We start from the raw sequence: 15,204 nt of genomic DNA, 5'->3' as shown, positions 1-15,204 counted from the left end.
CACACCTGCGGAATCTGGGTCGTAAAATTATTTCTTGTTTTTGATAATCAATAGTCAAGACAAGGTTTTGAAAAACAGTATTACCTAATGTAATTTCATTAATGCCTTCTGCTTCTGCTATGGAAATCTTCTGACCATCAGCTTTCTCTACTATTTTTTGTGAAATTGTAGGTATATTCTCTAGCTCAAAACCACCTAATTTAATATTTGGTGCTAAGACCCATTCCCCTAGTATGCTATATTTACCCCCAATCCCAAGCATTTGAACTTGTTTTCCTATGGGCCTTGCTTTCAAGTTCAATGTTTGAGGCCATGAAATGTATATCGCACCAGTGTCAATAACACAGTTAACTTGTTTACCTGCCCAAAGCGCTTGTACATATATTAAGCCTTTTTTTTTGAGTGAAAGGCACTCGAACTTCTTTGTATTGCTGTTGTGAATCTAATCTCCATCTGGCTGTAGCGAAAAGTTGACTAAGGTTTATTTGTGTATTTTTTGTTTGATATAAATCTCTAGTCTGGTTAGAAACGCTTATAACTAAGCTTAATAAAATCAGGGCTATAATATATGGATTTAACAACTTTTTCTTCATAATATTTCACAAGATTTAATCTGCTCAAAGTAATGGATGCCGTAAATAATGCAATAGTATTAGGGGTTGCTTTGAAATAGCTCGTAAATCATTTCCTAAGTTAATTTATCTCCAATCATTCTTCTTCATCTGTCACATTACTGTATGCTGAATCATCCACAGCCAATACAGGCTTGCCCATAGCAGCTTCAATTTTGGTAAGTATTATCAATATAGGGGCATGATTATGACTCCGATAAATCCTCCTAAAAACGTCATTAAATGTTTGCATACTATTTTATTTGATACTTTCAAAACCGATAGGGCAGCTAAAATTACCTTGTTTAAAAATAGGTCGGGGAGGATAAGCTAAAGTCTGTTTTTCGGAGCGGCACATTATTGAAATAGTAGTTTTATTTTTTTGCTCGTAAGCAACTGCACCTATCAGGCTGTTGAAGCCCTGTTTGGTCAGTCCTAATTGAAATACATCAGTTGGGAATTCTTTTATCGGAGTTGCATATATAAATGACTTATCCTTACTCATGTCTACGGTATAGCGATAGCGACTTGTAGCTGTTGGTGCATCTCCATCTCCAAGCTCTAACAACCTATACGATTGAGCAAAAGCTGATTTCTCCGAGAAATATACTTGTTGTGCCTTAATAAATCTTCCAACTGTAGCTTTACTGCTATCACCACAGCCACAGCTTGGTGGAACTCGAATGAACATAATCGGAATCCCAAGTAATAATCCTCCAGTTCCAATAATTAACAAGATTTTTTTAAAGATATTGTTGCTATGGTTACTTGGCTTATTTACATCAGACATATACAAATTTAAAACTAATAGTGCATATTTCATAAATAGCCGCATTCTACCCTTCATTGGGATAGTATTGCTCGGATGGTAGCAGCGATCGCCATAAATTTAATTTTTGGCATTTCTACATACTCGAATTTGTGGAATTACAACAAACCAATTCTCCGAAATTTCTCCTGTTATATCATCTCTCTTAGTATGGTGATATACATATCGGACTGTTACTTCACCGGGCTGAAACTGGAACTGTCCAGGGAAAATACCTTTATGCTTAAGAAGTTGTGTTCCCCTCTTTGATAGACAACCAATTTCATCATTATTTAGTGTGAAAATTCTCCAAGCATTATTATGGTTATTTGCTCTTAACTCAAGAATATCACCCTCACATAAATTTTTAATAACATTTTGTCTATTTTGAGTACTTTGATATCCTAAATAAACATTACCTGGAGCTAAATCAAAGTAACGCATTAACTGAGGAAGTTGAGTTTCACTATAATCAATAACCTCTGAAGTTAAACCAGCTTGCTGTACAAATAAATTCTGCTGAGTAGAACAAACAATTAATTCTTCTTTGGCGCGAGTCATAGCAACATAAAAGAGTCGTCGTTCTGATTCCATATCATTACAATTAGTTTTAAATCCATCACCTAAAAGTATGGTTTTACGGAACTCCAAACCTTTTGAAGCATGACAGCTAGTGACTAAAACTGAGTTCTCTTCTAAGAATGATTCACCATTTTCATTAAACTCAAATATAGCAGTCAATATTTCATCAATACTAATAGGTAGTACAATATCTTCAGACCCATAGCCTCGTTCTTTATCTAAATCTCTAGCGATATTTATTAAGATTTTAACAGTAGGTTCTGTTAAGCTACGACCAGTACGTTCAAAAAACGCCTCAAATCTTCTCTGAACTAATTCTTCAGAATTTAAAACTAGACTATAGTCTTTCTGCAAAGCATTAATTAGTAGACGAGTACAACGGTTTTTTAGTAGTGGAATAGTATTATTTTTCAGTGCATAAGTAGATATACTTTCTCTTTCTAAAAGCAAGCGGATAGGACTCAAATCATCCCAACGACTAGCTAAAATAGCGATTTCATGAGGAGCAATCCCTACGTTGACCCAAGATTTAATTTTGTCTTTAACCCATCCTGCTTGTTGTGATAAATTATTGAACTTTAAAGCGGAGACTGCCTCTCCTCTCAATCCTTGGCGTTCAGAGTTAATACGAACTTGCTCTTCTGGAGCCTGTTTGCAGCGTATTAAGTTATTTTGTATAAGACAATTAGCAGTTTCAATAATATTTTCTGTAGAACGGTAATTTTCGTTAAGTAGTAATCGTTTTGCTTTATACTCTTCTTGGAATTGGAGGATATATCTAGTATCAGCACCTTGAAACGTAAAAATATTTTGGTCATCATCTCCAATAACACAGAGATTAATTTGTACCGACTGGGTTTTATCCTCAGATTGATTTAAGCCAGAAATTGACTTAATTAAACGATATTCTTTCTCAGTGACATCTTGGTATTCATCAACAAATATATATTCTAATTTTCCTAATAATTGAATTTGTCGTGCCTGAGTATCTTCATCTGCATCTTCAAATTCTTCGCCTTTTTCAATTAATTCGCAAGCTTCAACCAAAAGCCGATCAAAATTTATTGTCTGAGTTCCTCTGTATTCACCTACTGTCCGTCCCAAAAGTGATAAGGCTAAACCGTGGAAAGTAAAGACCCGAATTCGTGATGGTTGTTCGCCAATCAAATTACGCAACCGCAACCGTAATTCTCTAACTGCATTACGGTTGTAAGCTAAAACAAGAATACGCTTCGGCTCAACTCGCTTAACCTTTACAAGATAAGCAATCCGGTGAACAATAGTTCTTGTTTTACCAGAGCCAGGGCCTGCTATCACTGCCATTGTTGGGTCTGAAGCTAGAACGATTTCTTTTTGAACAGGGTTAAGCGGTTCTATAATACGCTTGTAATCTTCTATAAGAACAGGTTCGATAATATCTTCTACAGAAAATTCGTACTTTGAAATAAATTCTTCTTTATTTGTGCCAAAGTAATCACTAACGAATTGCTGACGTTGTTCCGCTGACTTTAGTTTTCCATATTGCACCATATAATGAGTGCGACGAGTTTGTTCATCATAGTGAGCTTTAACTTCATGGTAATGGCTTTTTACTGTGGAAACACTTGCATTTTTTATGACACGGATTTTCAACGACTGTTGAAAGAGATTCAGCCCATCACTTAATCGAATGATTTTTCTCTGGTGTAGCCACAAAAGAATAACTTCTAACTCTTCATTATTCCAGTCAAGTTGAATTTTTTGGGTAACTTCTTTAGCAAGTTTACCTAATTCGTACTTCAGAGGTAATCTCGCCCCTGTTGTATCTTTCAATGCTTGATATAAAACTTCCAATACTGTAGTTGTGAGAATTTTATGCTCAGGTAAATGCTCTGCAACTTCTATTTCTCCTAAGCGAACCACATCACTAGAAATTCTACTTAATTTTAGCCATTTTTGAGCAACCCAACCTTCCAAAATATCTATGATGTTGGATGCTCTGATTTTTTTACTATTGTCTGGGTCAAGTCGAGAAGCAAGTCCACGCAGATTTATTTGTATTTCATTTTCATTCCCAAACAACTCATTAAGCACTTTGAGTAATTGGTCTTCTAACTGGCGAATGCGTTCATGATTATTACGGGCATCTCCTCTTACACCCTTAGTAATCACAAGTGTAATTGGTATTTCAAAAGAACAGACTTCAGCCTTTTGCAGTTCACGGATTCTAGCAGTCAGGTCATGTAAGCTAATTCCAGCTTCATCACTGAGGCGGTCGAGAGGAAACGGTTGATCATTGCTATTACAATAAGCTTTCGCAATGTGCATTGCTTGAATCAGCCGCTCAAAGTTGTCTGCTTCAAACCGTGATAAATCCTTCATCCGGCTGTATTCCTCAAACTGCTCTATAGAGTCAGCAAAGGTATCATGGCTTAGTTCAAATTCGATAAAGCTTGAAAAATTTTCGGCTCGTTCTAATAAACCAAATTTTTCTAAGTAATGCAACCCTGCTTTAATCTTAGTATTTTGCTGCTCTGGTTCTTCACCAAACTCTTCATCAAAGTCGCCCAGTTGAAAAATTTCATTGGTTGTCACCCAAAACCAATCATCTTTAGCACTGCCAAAAGTAAGATCGCGGATATGTCTGGTGGAGATCAAGACATTTTTTAAATCTTGTTCGCTCAGTTGGTTCAGACTTTGCAAACGAAAAACTGTATCAGCATCTTTTGGATCAAAGAGTAAAGTACAAATTGATGGTTTTTTGCCGTCACGTCCTGCCCGTCCAGCCTCTTGGATGTAACCTTCTAAATTGGCACTCATGCAATGGTGAATGACAGCGCGTACATCTTTACGGTTGATGCCCATACCAAAGGCACAAGTTGCAGTAACTACATTCAATTTACCTGATTTGAATTCTTGCAAAACTTGTTGTTTTTGTTCTTTTGCAAGTTTCCCATGATAATATTTAGCTTCAATGTGACTTTGGTTAAGAATTTCTGCTAGCTTTTGGGCATTTTTGCGTGTAGTAGTGTAAATCAGTGTACTACCACCTAGTTTAAGAGCTTCTTTTACTTGATTCAACAAAACTTGCTCTTTATTCCCTGCTACTGGAATCACATTAAAAGTTAGATTATCTCTTGTTGTTGCCCCATCAATTGTACGATTTATATTTAGTTCGTGTTGGGCAAATAGCTCTTTAATATCTTCAACAACAGCAACTGTTGCTGTTGCTGTCATTAAAGCTAACAAAGGCATTGCAAGCTGCCGCTCTTGATATAATTCATAAATAAATTTCGGGATATAACGGTAATCGGGACGAAAATCGTGGCCCCATTGGCTAACACAGTGAGCCTCATCAATCACCCAAAGAACCGGAGGGCGCTGTTCTAACAATGCCCGAATACTCATTGACCGCAATTGCTCAGGGCTGATGTACAGTAACCCTTTGGAACCAGAACGCAGTTCTGATAATCGCTGACGACGTTCTGCTGCTGAGAGATTACCATTAATGAAGGTGGCGAAGAAAAACCCAGCTTGTTCTAAATCTGCTACCTGATCTGCCATTAGTGCTTGTAGCGGTGAAATGACGACAGTAAGCGCTTTGTGCCTTTCGTGGAACATGAAAGCTGGTAATTGATAGCATAAAGATTTACCACCACCAGTAGGCATGAGAACAAGCGGACGCTCATTATTAATAATTGCTTGCACAGCTTCTTCTTGCAAAGGTCGAAAACTGGGAATTTCAAAATATTCCAAGTAAGAGCTGATAGCAAATTCATCTGTACTTAAAGGACGCAAATTCTCAAGTACGGCTTGAAAACCATTTAAATGTCTGAGCCAATCACAAAAAATCTGCTTCGATTCATTGGTATTGCACTCATAGTTCCAAGCCAGTAATCCCGCCACACATAATCTTGTCTCAAAATCATAAGTTTGTGGGCTAGACCATACCTGCTGCAAATAGGATTGATTTATTCCCTTTAGCATTGTCTCTGGCAGCATTTCTATGGCGGGTTGTTCAATCTTCAAACCAAGGCGATCGCTGAAAAATTGTTGATATGCAAGGTCTGCATCTTCGCAACCACAAGTCAGGAGCCAAATATATACCTGTTGTACTTCATCAGGTTTTTTAAATAGTGCTTCTAATTGTTGACCAAGTAATAATCGAGTTGCCTGTGCATCTTCTACAGGGTTATTACTTGAATATTCACTTTGCTTATAATCTTTATTTAGCTTATGTGAATGCTGTAACGGGAAAGCAAGTATTGATAGTTCTAAAGTGTCAATTATATACCAAGAAGATAATTGCGGTTCTTGCTCAATCAAATAAGGGTAATCAAAGCGGCGGAAGTTGTGACCGCATACTGCTAATTTACTATTTTTCAGCTTCCTTATTTCTTCGTAAGCCTGATTTAGATTCTCTTGATAAAAATCTTTTGTTAAGTTCAGAGATACCAATCCTATGCGATATATATTATTATTTTCACTATTAATTTCTAAGTCTAAATAAGCATAAAATAAGTCAATATTTGATAAATCTTGCATGAGAATCCTTGATTAGATTGCTTTTTCGCAATTTCATTTGTAAAAAATTACTAACTTAACTTACCCTGACTTTGTTCAAAGATTTTAGCAACAAGTCCTTATTTGTCAATAAATAGTACGAAAATACTATTGATTTAACTCATGTATGCGTTGCCACTTCTGTATGACTGTTATCACTCCTGATCGTTTCGTCGTAGAGGAAAGCCCTTCTCACGCCGCGCACGAGCCAAATCGCACCCTCTGGATCAGCGAAGCAGGAGGGCTTACCCTGTTTGGCGCGTTCATCGAAGTTCTGCAACCTGGCTCTCGTTCATCTATCAAGCATTGGCATAGTGCTGAGGATGAAATGGTCTATGTCCTCGAAGGCGAGATCACGCTCATTGAAGGAGACACAAAGACTGTATTACGTCCTGGCGACGCTGCAACTTTTCAAGCAGGAGTGGCGGTAGGTCACTTCCTTGAGAATCGCAGTGCCTTGGCAACGCGATGCCTAGTAGTCGGCAACCGAGCGGCAGTAGACACAATCACGTATCCTGACCTTGATCGGGTGTGTCACCGCAATCGATCGCTGCCAGACGACATCTGGACTAACAGTGTGGGAGAACCTGCTCCGAGTCCCTACTAGCAATAATTGCAGGATGCTTTTTGTACTATTTTTGTGGGTTTACCTTGACCAAATCCTTATCGGTCAATCCCAGGTTGTAGATGTTGGTCATGGGGTTGGGGAGCGATCGCAGTTCTTGTTATTTTAAACTCCCCATCCTGGATTTTCACAGATGATATTGCGAGTAGAAATTTCTTCAAACTGGCCAGAGTTGCGATTAGAGCGCCAAGCTTTTTTAATCTTTCTCCAGTATTCAGCATCTTGATACTCAGCAATTGTTACTATTTCTGGGTCACGCACTTTATTCCGGAGACATGAACCACCATGTCCTATCTGGTCTATTTTATTTAGTTTAGGCAATTTTAGTACATCTATTACTAGAAAAGTTGGAGTTCCTTTACTATCTCTGGAAACAAGAATTTCAAACCATAGCATATCCTGATTTCCCTTTTGAACACGAGCTATTGCATATTCAATTCCGGCTTGAGTTTCGCCCACTATCCATCCTCCTAAATCTTTCAAACCTTTAGGTACATCTCGATAGCGCAGCCCAATGTAACTTTGATTCTTTTGTTTCCATCTTGAAACTTCAATATCATTAAATTTAGTGGCAGCATCTGCTATATTGAGCGAATTAGTTACTAATACAATGCTAGCTAATATAGGAAATGTGAATATTAAATATTTTGATGAAAGCATATTATCTATTTTCCTAAACATAGCAACTTATCCATTACTAATTTTAATTCGTATCAGCAGGATAAAGAATGGTCTGGATAATAGCACTAACTATTACTAGTATGCAAAAATAAATAAGTGAAATAAAAATAGCTGAAAATGTATTTCTGTTACTAGGGCATCTACCATAATTTTTGTATTGATAATAGCGGCTAAAAACAAAAGCTCGACTCAAAAAAATACTAGCTCCTAATCCCAAACCTGTATCAAATGGGTTTGGTGGTAGAAGAGATATTATTACGATAAAACTACTAAAATAAATTAAGTAATCTTTTTCTAACTTAGTTTGGGTAAAGGCAAATATTCCTAGCCAAAATGCGTACCAAGAAAACATATTTTGATTGAATTCTTTCTTGAGTTCTTGAGGAGCATTATTAAATTCAGAAGTCTTTTCGGCATCAAAACATAATGATGGCAAGAAGTCAAACAATGGCTTAATTGGTTTTATATAACCTTTCTTTAGCATTTCATCTAATATTTTAAACCTTCTCTGCATCTGAGGACTTACATTTTCAATATTCATAGGAATTACCTTTTGATAAATTACGGAGCTTCTTATTTTTTCTATTTCTGGAAGCGATCGCGAAACGCCTGCTGAAGGCATCGCCTCTACCGTTAGTTTTTCCTTACGAATGAGCGATCGCTATCCTCTTAATTCATGTACACGTTGCCATTCCTATTGTGTAATCTTGCAATTTGTAGCGTTCGGCTGACGAATTACAGCTAAGTTTTTCAACATAGGCTCTTGTTTTAAGTTTTCCCTTGGCAGGGGCTTTTCTAACACAAAAGCTACCAAACTGAATCTCCGCGTCAGATTTTCCACCAACACCCTACCCCATCACTGCACTAGCCCACATCAGCAGAAATTTCGTCAGTAAGAGAGAAAATCGATTAGCTACGCTTTGCTTTAAGAGCGATCCCTACTTTCTCATCCCTAAATTTCCTTACTCGCTATGTCTGATATTCTAATTGGAAACATATTTAGCCCTACGTTTCTCCCTTCTTCGCTTTTTATAGTTATTAGCCTCATATTTAAGCCGCATGAACGGGTAAATATCTCCTGCCAAGTGAAAACCTATAGACCCAACAAGCCCTACATCTGAATAAAGCAATGTTACAGTAAAAATATAAAAAATAATATGCGTAATAATATGTAGTCGTCCTTGATAGATATGATTTCCAACAGTTACAAATAAGCCCAGAATAATTGCCAGGTAATAATTATTTATATATATGCCTAATTGATGTACTAGTACTCCACGGAATATCAACTCTTCTGTTATTGGATTTAATATACATACAGCAATCAAAAATAAAATTCTCTGAAGCTTTTGCCGTGGTATAAGCCTTACAGAAACGAGATAAGCATCATTTTCTACAATTTGACTGACTCTTAAAAGATTTAAAATTTTATTTACAACTAACACAAATATATAATAGCAAATTAAGCCAGTTATTAAGGAAAATACTGGTAATATTTCAAATTTTAAACCAACTGATGGTGCATCCCATCCTAGAATATACGTTATGGAAAAAAAGGAAATTAGCGAAATTTGATTCCATAAAATATAAAAGCCAAAACTAGATTTTGGTCTTTCTACTTTTCGTTGCTTTTTAATTAATTTTCTTTGAGCTATGCTGCTATACAAATACATCATACTTAAGAAAAGTACAAAGAATATAACACAATTACTAAATGGAGGTAATTCAGTTTTCACGATTATCTTTTAGTGGGTTAAAGCAAGTTTAAATCCATCACGGCAACCACATCTTTCGCATAACCAGTTGCAAGCCTTAGCATCTGCTCAAAGTCGCAGATATATATGTCGATGATGCAGTAGTACTTGGGGCTGCCTTGGAATAAGGAGTAGGTCATTTTGCTAAGTTAATTAATTTTTGATTACTCGTCTTCATCTGTCACGTGATTGAATACTGAATCATCCACAGCCAATACAGGCTTGCCCATAGCAGCTTCAATTTTGGCAAGTATCATCCGTTGACGCGATGCCATAAAACTCTCAAAGTCATCTTGTCGCAGTGTTATTGCGTCGATTTGATGAGTTGCCAGAATTGCATTCATGCCTGCATCGTCTAGCTGAACACTGTCATGCTTTTGAAGCTGAACCAGATATTCGCTTGGAGCTTTACCGCCAATCATGCGATTTGCTTTAAACGATATTGGAGTTTTGTTGAGGATAGAGTTATAGCGAGATGCGGGAATACCCTGCTTGTCACACCAACTTTTAGGAAAAATGTGATGAATATCTAGTCTGCGCTCTTCCCAATCGCTTTCATCTAAATCTCGAATAGTGGACTTCCAAAAGAAATCTTGAGAACCTTCACGTTGAATCAAGGTATTGATACCCTTATATGCAGCACTAGTTCGGGAACGCAAAGTCCCTAAACGTGCAGGTTGAAAATTAGCATCCCGAACAGTTGCAGGTTCTTCCTTACCGTCCTCAATCCAGTTGATAAGCTCTTGAATATCCAAAGCCATACGGCTTTCAACTGCCCCGCCGTACAATTCGCCAAGGATACCGCACCAGAACCAACGGGCAATTTTGTCGTGGATTTTCGGTTCCAGCCAGCGATCGCCAAGCAATGCCATGACTGCGGCAAGTGGCACAAGCTGGGTGCGGTAAGGTAAATCGCTAGTTGAGAAAAACGATTGCTGACGTAAGAATTTCGCAGCTTTCCAGTAACCTTGCATAAAAGGCTGTTTCCATTTTTGGAAAGCATCTACAGTTAAAGATAGAACAGCTTCGCGTTTGGCAGTCACACCTGTTATTTGCTTGCCAGTTTTACCCGCCTTTAAGTCTTGCTGGCGTTTCTCTAAACTGTACAATAGTGTCAGCCCCTGTAAAAACTCCGTAGGTTCGACTTCCCGTAACAAACGTTGTTTTCTGAGGTGAGCTTGAATACCTTCGAGCTTTTCTTGACTATTACCAAACCACTCATCCCGCAAGTTAACATTATCAGCAGCATAGTTGGCTGTAACCAGTTCAAAGACTGTTAATGGTTCGCCTCCTGTATTTACTTTTTCAAATACAAGACATACTGCCTCTTTCTTGTTATTGCGATTGAGTTCGATGATTGGCAGATCATAAGAACGAAATTCATTAAGCACTTGGAGGCGAAATTCCATATAACGTCCAAATTTATTTGGGTGTAATTTATTTAGCCCTTGTTCCCAAGTGTCTGAATTAAGAATTTGATTGCAAGGGAAATAAAAGTGTTCGTATTCTTTCTCAGGTGTGCTGAGGTCAAGTTTAACATCACGCCCAAAGTTTTCTTTTTGAATGCGATTTGCATCAATGCTAATAATCGCACTTTCGTAATATTCTGGACCTAATAAGGCCGTTTCAATATCAATATAATAATAACGCTGTACTAATTTTTTCTTAAAGTCACGAGTTTGAACAGGTTGCTTAAATATTAATACTTGCGTTAATGAAGTCAGCCGTTGTTGCCCATCGAGAATAAGCTTTTTCAATTTATCAAGTGTTGCTTGTGTTGGATCTACTCCCTCAACAGGCCGAGCTTTAAACTTAGCATCACCACCAGCTTCAAGCAGCATAATTGCTCCCACAGGGAAAGAACGCGCAATACTGACTAACAGTGAACGAATGTGTTCATCATCCCAAACCCACCCCCGTTGGAAATCGGGTAGTTGAATTTCACCTGTGATGATATCTTTCAGTAAAGTCTCTAGTCTTGTTTTAGTAGAATCAAATGTAGACATATAGATATTTCTTCTGATAAGTTGTTTGAATGCTTCGTAAAAAAGTGTTGGATACCAATAACTCGTTCAAAATTGCATAGTGATGAGAAGCCAAGGCATCTGCTCAAAGTCGCGGATACGTGTCGATAATCTGGTAGTACTTGGGGCTGCCTTGGAATAGCCAATATACTGTTGTTTGGTAGATTTCCTTGCTTGGTTTGGGTGGGGTGATCTAATCATCATCACCAGGGACCCATCCATAGTCAGGAAAATTTTCTAAGCCAATCATGCCTAAGTAATCTCTGGTATCAAGACTCATATCCTCAAAATTCTCCTCATCGTCTTCTTCATCATTGAGAATTTCGTCTAAAGCATCTGCTAGAAAGCGCTTAATTAGCCAAGAGCTAACTTGAGAAAAATCACGCTTAAATCCTAAATAAACTGCACCAAGCACAGCCTCAAACATTTCTGCAAAAAGTCTCTCTTGCTCATTTAAAGGTTTTCCTTTTAGACTTTTTCCCAATAGGCAGAACTCTGGTAAATTTAACTTAATAGCAAATTCTGACAATTGGGCTTTATCTACAAGTGATTGTTTATCCTCAGTAAGTTCGCCTTGTGTAGACTCAGGAAATCTTTCATATAAATAGTCAGTAACAATAGCACCAAGAATTGCATTTCCTAAATGAACTAGCCGTTTGTAAGCTTTCTCTTGTAAATCTTTTGTCTGCCTATCTACATTTGATTCATAGATAAATGATGGGTGTCTTAAAGCTATTTCTAGCGCTTCTGTTGCCTGAAATTCACTTATACCAATTCCTTTCAAAAAAGCTTGAATTTGCTGTTGTCTTTGCTGTTCTGGTTTATACAATTGTGTCATGATTTAATAATGATGATGATTTTTAGTTAAAAAGTAGTAAAAACAACAAAGTATGTCTACTGCAATCGCTTATGCCCTTAATAAAAGAGCAGCTAAAGAAACTTGTATACTGGTAGGTTTAATTCCTTCAAATGTAATTAGGTTGAGTTTGTCTGTATCTTGCACTAACTGAATCACAAAGTTTTCATCATCCAAAATTGCTTTATTCCCATCGGTATACTCTTTTAAAAGTTTTTGTACAGGCTTCATCTCTTTCCAAGTGTTTAATTTTTTTAACGTACTCTTAACAGCTGCTCGATCTAAACCTGCTGGAAAGTGATCAAGCATACTCACCCGACGTTGAATTTTAGTAATCCGCTCAGAGGTAACGCTAATGTTTTCTAGGGTTTCTGGCTGTTCTAATTCAGCAACCTGTTGCTGTTTTAAGCCCACCAGTTTGTTATATAAAGATTGAGCGCATGATAGTAAATATTTTGAGGAGAAAACATTTCCCGCTATCGGAGTTTTGAAGGCAGTAGCGATCGCCATACCATAACCATCGTTTTCCCCGGTTTGGTCATTCCAGAACAAAGTCTGCTGTTTCTCTAAAATTGGTTCTCCATTTGGGCCAAAATATTGCACTGTCAACGCCACTAATCCGGTAGCTTCATCTTTTTCACCAGTGCGGCGACCTACAGCAATTGGATTGGCTTGGTAATCTTCACCCAATTCTTTTAGTAATTTGCTTAGTTCTTCACTATGCAGAATCTCATTTTGGGTATAAAGGTCGCGGCTAGTTTCCTGTTTTTTATAGGCATCTTCTTGTAAATTACCCTGTTCTATCTTTCTAGCTTTGACTAAGCTCTGAACAAAGTCGATGTATCCTGGCAGAATTTCATCATCAAATAGGGTATCACCATAAATAGAAGCCCCCAATGTGTTGACACTAGAAATGGTAGGGATGTTGGGGTTCGGTTCAATACTAGCGATGTCTCCATCATTTTGGGCTAAGTCTCCTACGAGTTTTTTATTCAGATTTGATAGGCGAGAAGCTTGCCGTAACAGTTGGCTTTCACTGTTGGCATAATCAGTAAACCAAAAAGTTTTCCTAAAAGGTCGAACCACTAGTGATACAGGAGATATCACCAAGAAATGAGTACGGTGAAACAAGTATCATCCAATACTCATTATCTAAAAAATAGTTATCATATTTTACAGCACTTCAAAATATGAAATGATCAAAGGAGTGTGTCGTATATTGGCTGAAAAATTTGACTGTTTTATCTCTACGAAAAGCTAAGAGGATTAAGTCTACAGAAGAACCAATTTTAACAGACTTAGAAACCCTAGATGAAGTTATTGAATGTTTAGTAGAAAATTTTTCGATTGAAACTCAAGGAGTATGTGACCAGCAAACTTTATTCGAGATTCTTATAAAAGCAGCCAGTAGTGGAGATAGTATTGAGAACACAGCTAAACTATTAAAGAATGTTCCTACAGCTAACGATATTAGATATCATCTCAAAAAAATCAATAATTTTGAAGAGCTAGAGGCGCAAATAAATCAATCACTGAAAAGTCGAATTCCTTTGGGTTTAAAAAAAGGATGTTTAAAAATAGCGATTGATTTAAATTTAATTTGTTATTATGGTAAGCCAACACTCTTAGAATTACCATACATATATAAAAGTGAAGCTAAATCTGGTACTCATTCATTTTATGCCTATGCAACTTTATATGTCATTAACAAAAATAAGCGTGTAACCCTAGCAGTCAGAGGTGTTCGCCGACTAGATACTAGTGTAGCGATAATTACTTATTTATTGGCAGAACTTGAATCTCTTAAAATAAATGTAAAAAAACTCTATTTAGATAGGGGATTTTTTAATACTCCTGTAATTAGATGGTTGCAAGCATTAGATATTCCATTTATGATGCCTGCTATCAAAACCGGAAAAAAGGGAGGAATTAAACAGTTTTTGAAGGGAAGAAAAAGCTATAAAACTACTCATACTATTACAAGAGACAAAGATGATTCAGTCACTTTTGATTTATGGATTGTCTGTAAATATAGAAAAGGAAAGCGTAAAAAATATGGGATGCAATACTTTGCTTATGTTACTTATAAAATCAAAACAAATTTAGACTATATATATCAAGATTATCGAAAAAGATTTGGCATCGAAAGTAGTTATCGGCTTAAAAATATTTGTCGAATTAGAACAAATAATAAGAATCCAGCATTAAGATTGCTATTCGTTGGTATATCCTTTCTTTTAGTTAATATTTGGGTTAACCTCCTCTGGCTTAGAATAAGTCGCAAAAGGAAAGGTAGCCGATTAATTTATCGTACACTTTTTACACTTAAACAGATGTTAGCCTTTTTATCTCAAGCCCTACAGCGCAAATATCAAGTAGTTGAAAGCATTTATATTCCAACAGGTTAGCACTGAAAATCTCTCGGCCAACTAATCATAAGTAATCTTAATCTATACTGTGTCTGCTGGTTAGAGAATTACATATAAAGAAGTATCAAAAAATATAAGTATTTTAGCGATCGCTCTTCTCTTAAAAACTTTTTGGTTTACTGATAATAGTACAGTATCGAGTTTATAGTCAATCTTCGGGGAATTGTACTCAGGACTGCATAGCAATGTTCCTAATAAAAAAATTAGTGAGGTGGCGATTGTACAACAATTAATCTCGGAGTTTTGTGGTCAACAAGTCGTTTTTACCCTTGATGCTTTGCACTGCCAAAAA

The 15,204-nt window shown here is 36.9% G+C and carries 11 protein-coding genes; 2 read left to right on the top strand and 9 right to left on the bottom strand.

Features of this window, described 5'->3' with window-relative positions:
• The 3 genes from RRG12_RS39795 to RRG12_RS39785 form a co-directional block, all read right to left on the bottom strand.
• A partial coding sequence (locus RRG12_RS39795; RefSeq protein ID WP_420762994.1) for a hypothetical protein occupies positions 1 to 301 on the bottom strand: 301 nt, incomplete at its 3' end.
• A gap of 569 nt (positions 302 to 870) precedes the next feature.
• Positions 871 to 1,434 (bottom strand): type IV pilin-like G/H family protein, encoded by a 564-nt coding sequence (locus RRG12_RS39790; RefSeq protein WP_420762993.1) that lies wholly within the window; start codon positions 1,432 to 1,434, stop codon positions 871 to 873.
• 66 nt (positions 1,435 to 1,500) lie between these two features.
• Positions 1,501 to 6,525, bottom strand: coding sequence for a RecQ family ATP-dependent DNA helicase (locus tag RRG12_RS39785; RefSeq protein ID WP_420762992.1), 5,025 nt, complete (start codon positions 6,523 to 6,525; stop codon positions 1,501 to 1,503).
• 145 nt (positions 6,526 to 6,670) lie between these two features.
• Here RRG12_RS39785 and RRG12_RS39780 point away from each other — a divergent pair, with 145 nt between their 5' ends.
• Positions 6,671 to 7,150 carry a cupin domain-containing protein gene (locus RRG12_RS39780; protein WP_420762991.1) on the top strand — a complete coding sequence of 160 codons (480 nt, stop codon included), beginning with the start codon at positions 6,671 to 6,673 and terminating at the stop codon, positions 7,148 to 7,150.
• 123 nt (positions 7,151 to 7,273) lie between these two features.
• Here the strand turns inward: RRG12_RS39780 and RRG12_RS39775 are convergent, their stop codons facing one another.
• The 6 genes from RRG12_RS39775 to RRG12_RS39750 all read right to left on the bottom strand — a co-directional run bounded on the left by RRG12_RS39775 (position 7,274) and on the right by RRG12_RS39750 (position 13,569).
• Positions 7,274 to 7,849 (bottom strand): hypothetical protein, encoded by a 576-nt coding sequence (locus RRG12_RS39775; RefSeq protein ID WP_420762990.1) that lies wholly within the window; start codon positions 7,847 to 7,849, stop codon positions 7,274 to 7,276.
• A 22-nt stretch (positions 7,850 to 7,871) separates the two neighbouring features.
• The gene (locus RRG12_RS39770) at positions 7,872 to 8,471 is read right to left on the bottom strand and encodes a hypothetical protein (RefSeq protein ID WP_420762989.1); all 600 of its coding nucleotides are present in this window, start codon (positions 8,469 to 8,471) and stop codon (positions 7,872 to 7,874) included.
• 361 nt (positions 8,472 to 8,832) lie between these two features.
• Positions 8,833 to 9,585 carry a CPBP family intramembrane glutamic endopeptidase gene (locus RRG12_RS39765; protein ID WP_420762988.1) on the bottom strand — a complete coding sequence of 251 codons (753 nt, stop codon included), beginning with the start codon at positions 9,583 to 9,585 and terminating at the stop codon, positions 8,833 to 8,835.
• Between the two features lie 182 nt (positions 9,586 to 9,767).
• Complete coding sequence (locus RRG12_RS39760; RefSeq protein WP_420762987.1) at positions 9,768 to 11,609, bottom strand: GmrSD restriction endonuclease domain-containing protein; 1,842 nt, start codon at positions 11,607 to 11,609, stop codon at positions 9,768 to 9,770.
• Between the two features lie 211 nt (positions 11,610 to 11,820).
• The gene (locus RRG12_RS39755) at positions 11,821 to 12,465 is read right to left on the bottom strand and encodes a ribonuclease III domain-containing protein (RefSeq protein WP_420762986.1); all 645 of its coding nucleotides are present in this window, start codon (positions 12,463 to 12,465) and stop codon (positions 11,821 to 11,823) included.
• Between the two features lie 69 nt (positions 12,466 to 12,534).
• Positions 12,535 to 13,569, bottom strand: a complete 1,035-nt coding sequence (locus RRG12_RS39750; protein ID WP_420762985.1) for a hypothetical protein — start codon at positions 13,567 to 13,569, stop codon at positions 12,535 to 12,537.
• Positions 13,570 to 13,715: 146 nt separating this feature from the next.
• On the opposite strand from RRG12_RS39750, the gene RRG12_RS39745 reads away from it, so the two are divergent.
• The gene (locus RRG12_RS39745) at positions 13,716 to 14,891 is read left to right on the top strand and encodes an ISH3 family transposase (RefSeq protein WP_420762984.1); all 1,176 of its coding nucleotides are present in this window, start codon (positions 13,716 to 13,718) and stop codon (positions 14,889 to 14,891) included.
• Positions 14,892 to 15,204 lie beyond the last annotated feature (313 nt).

The organism is Nostoc sp. CALU 546, from assembly GCF_048836525.1.
This window is presented reverse-complemented; position numbering and strand designations above follow the sequence as displayed.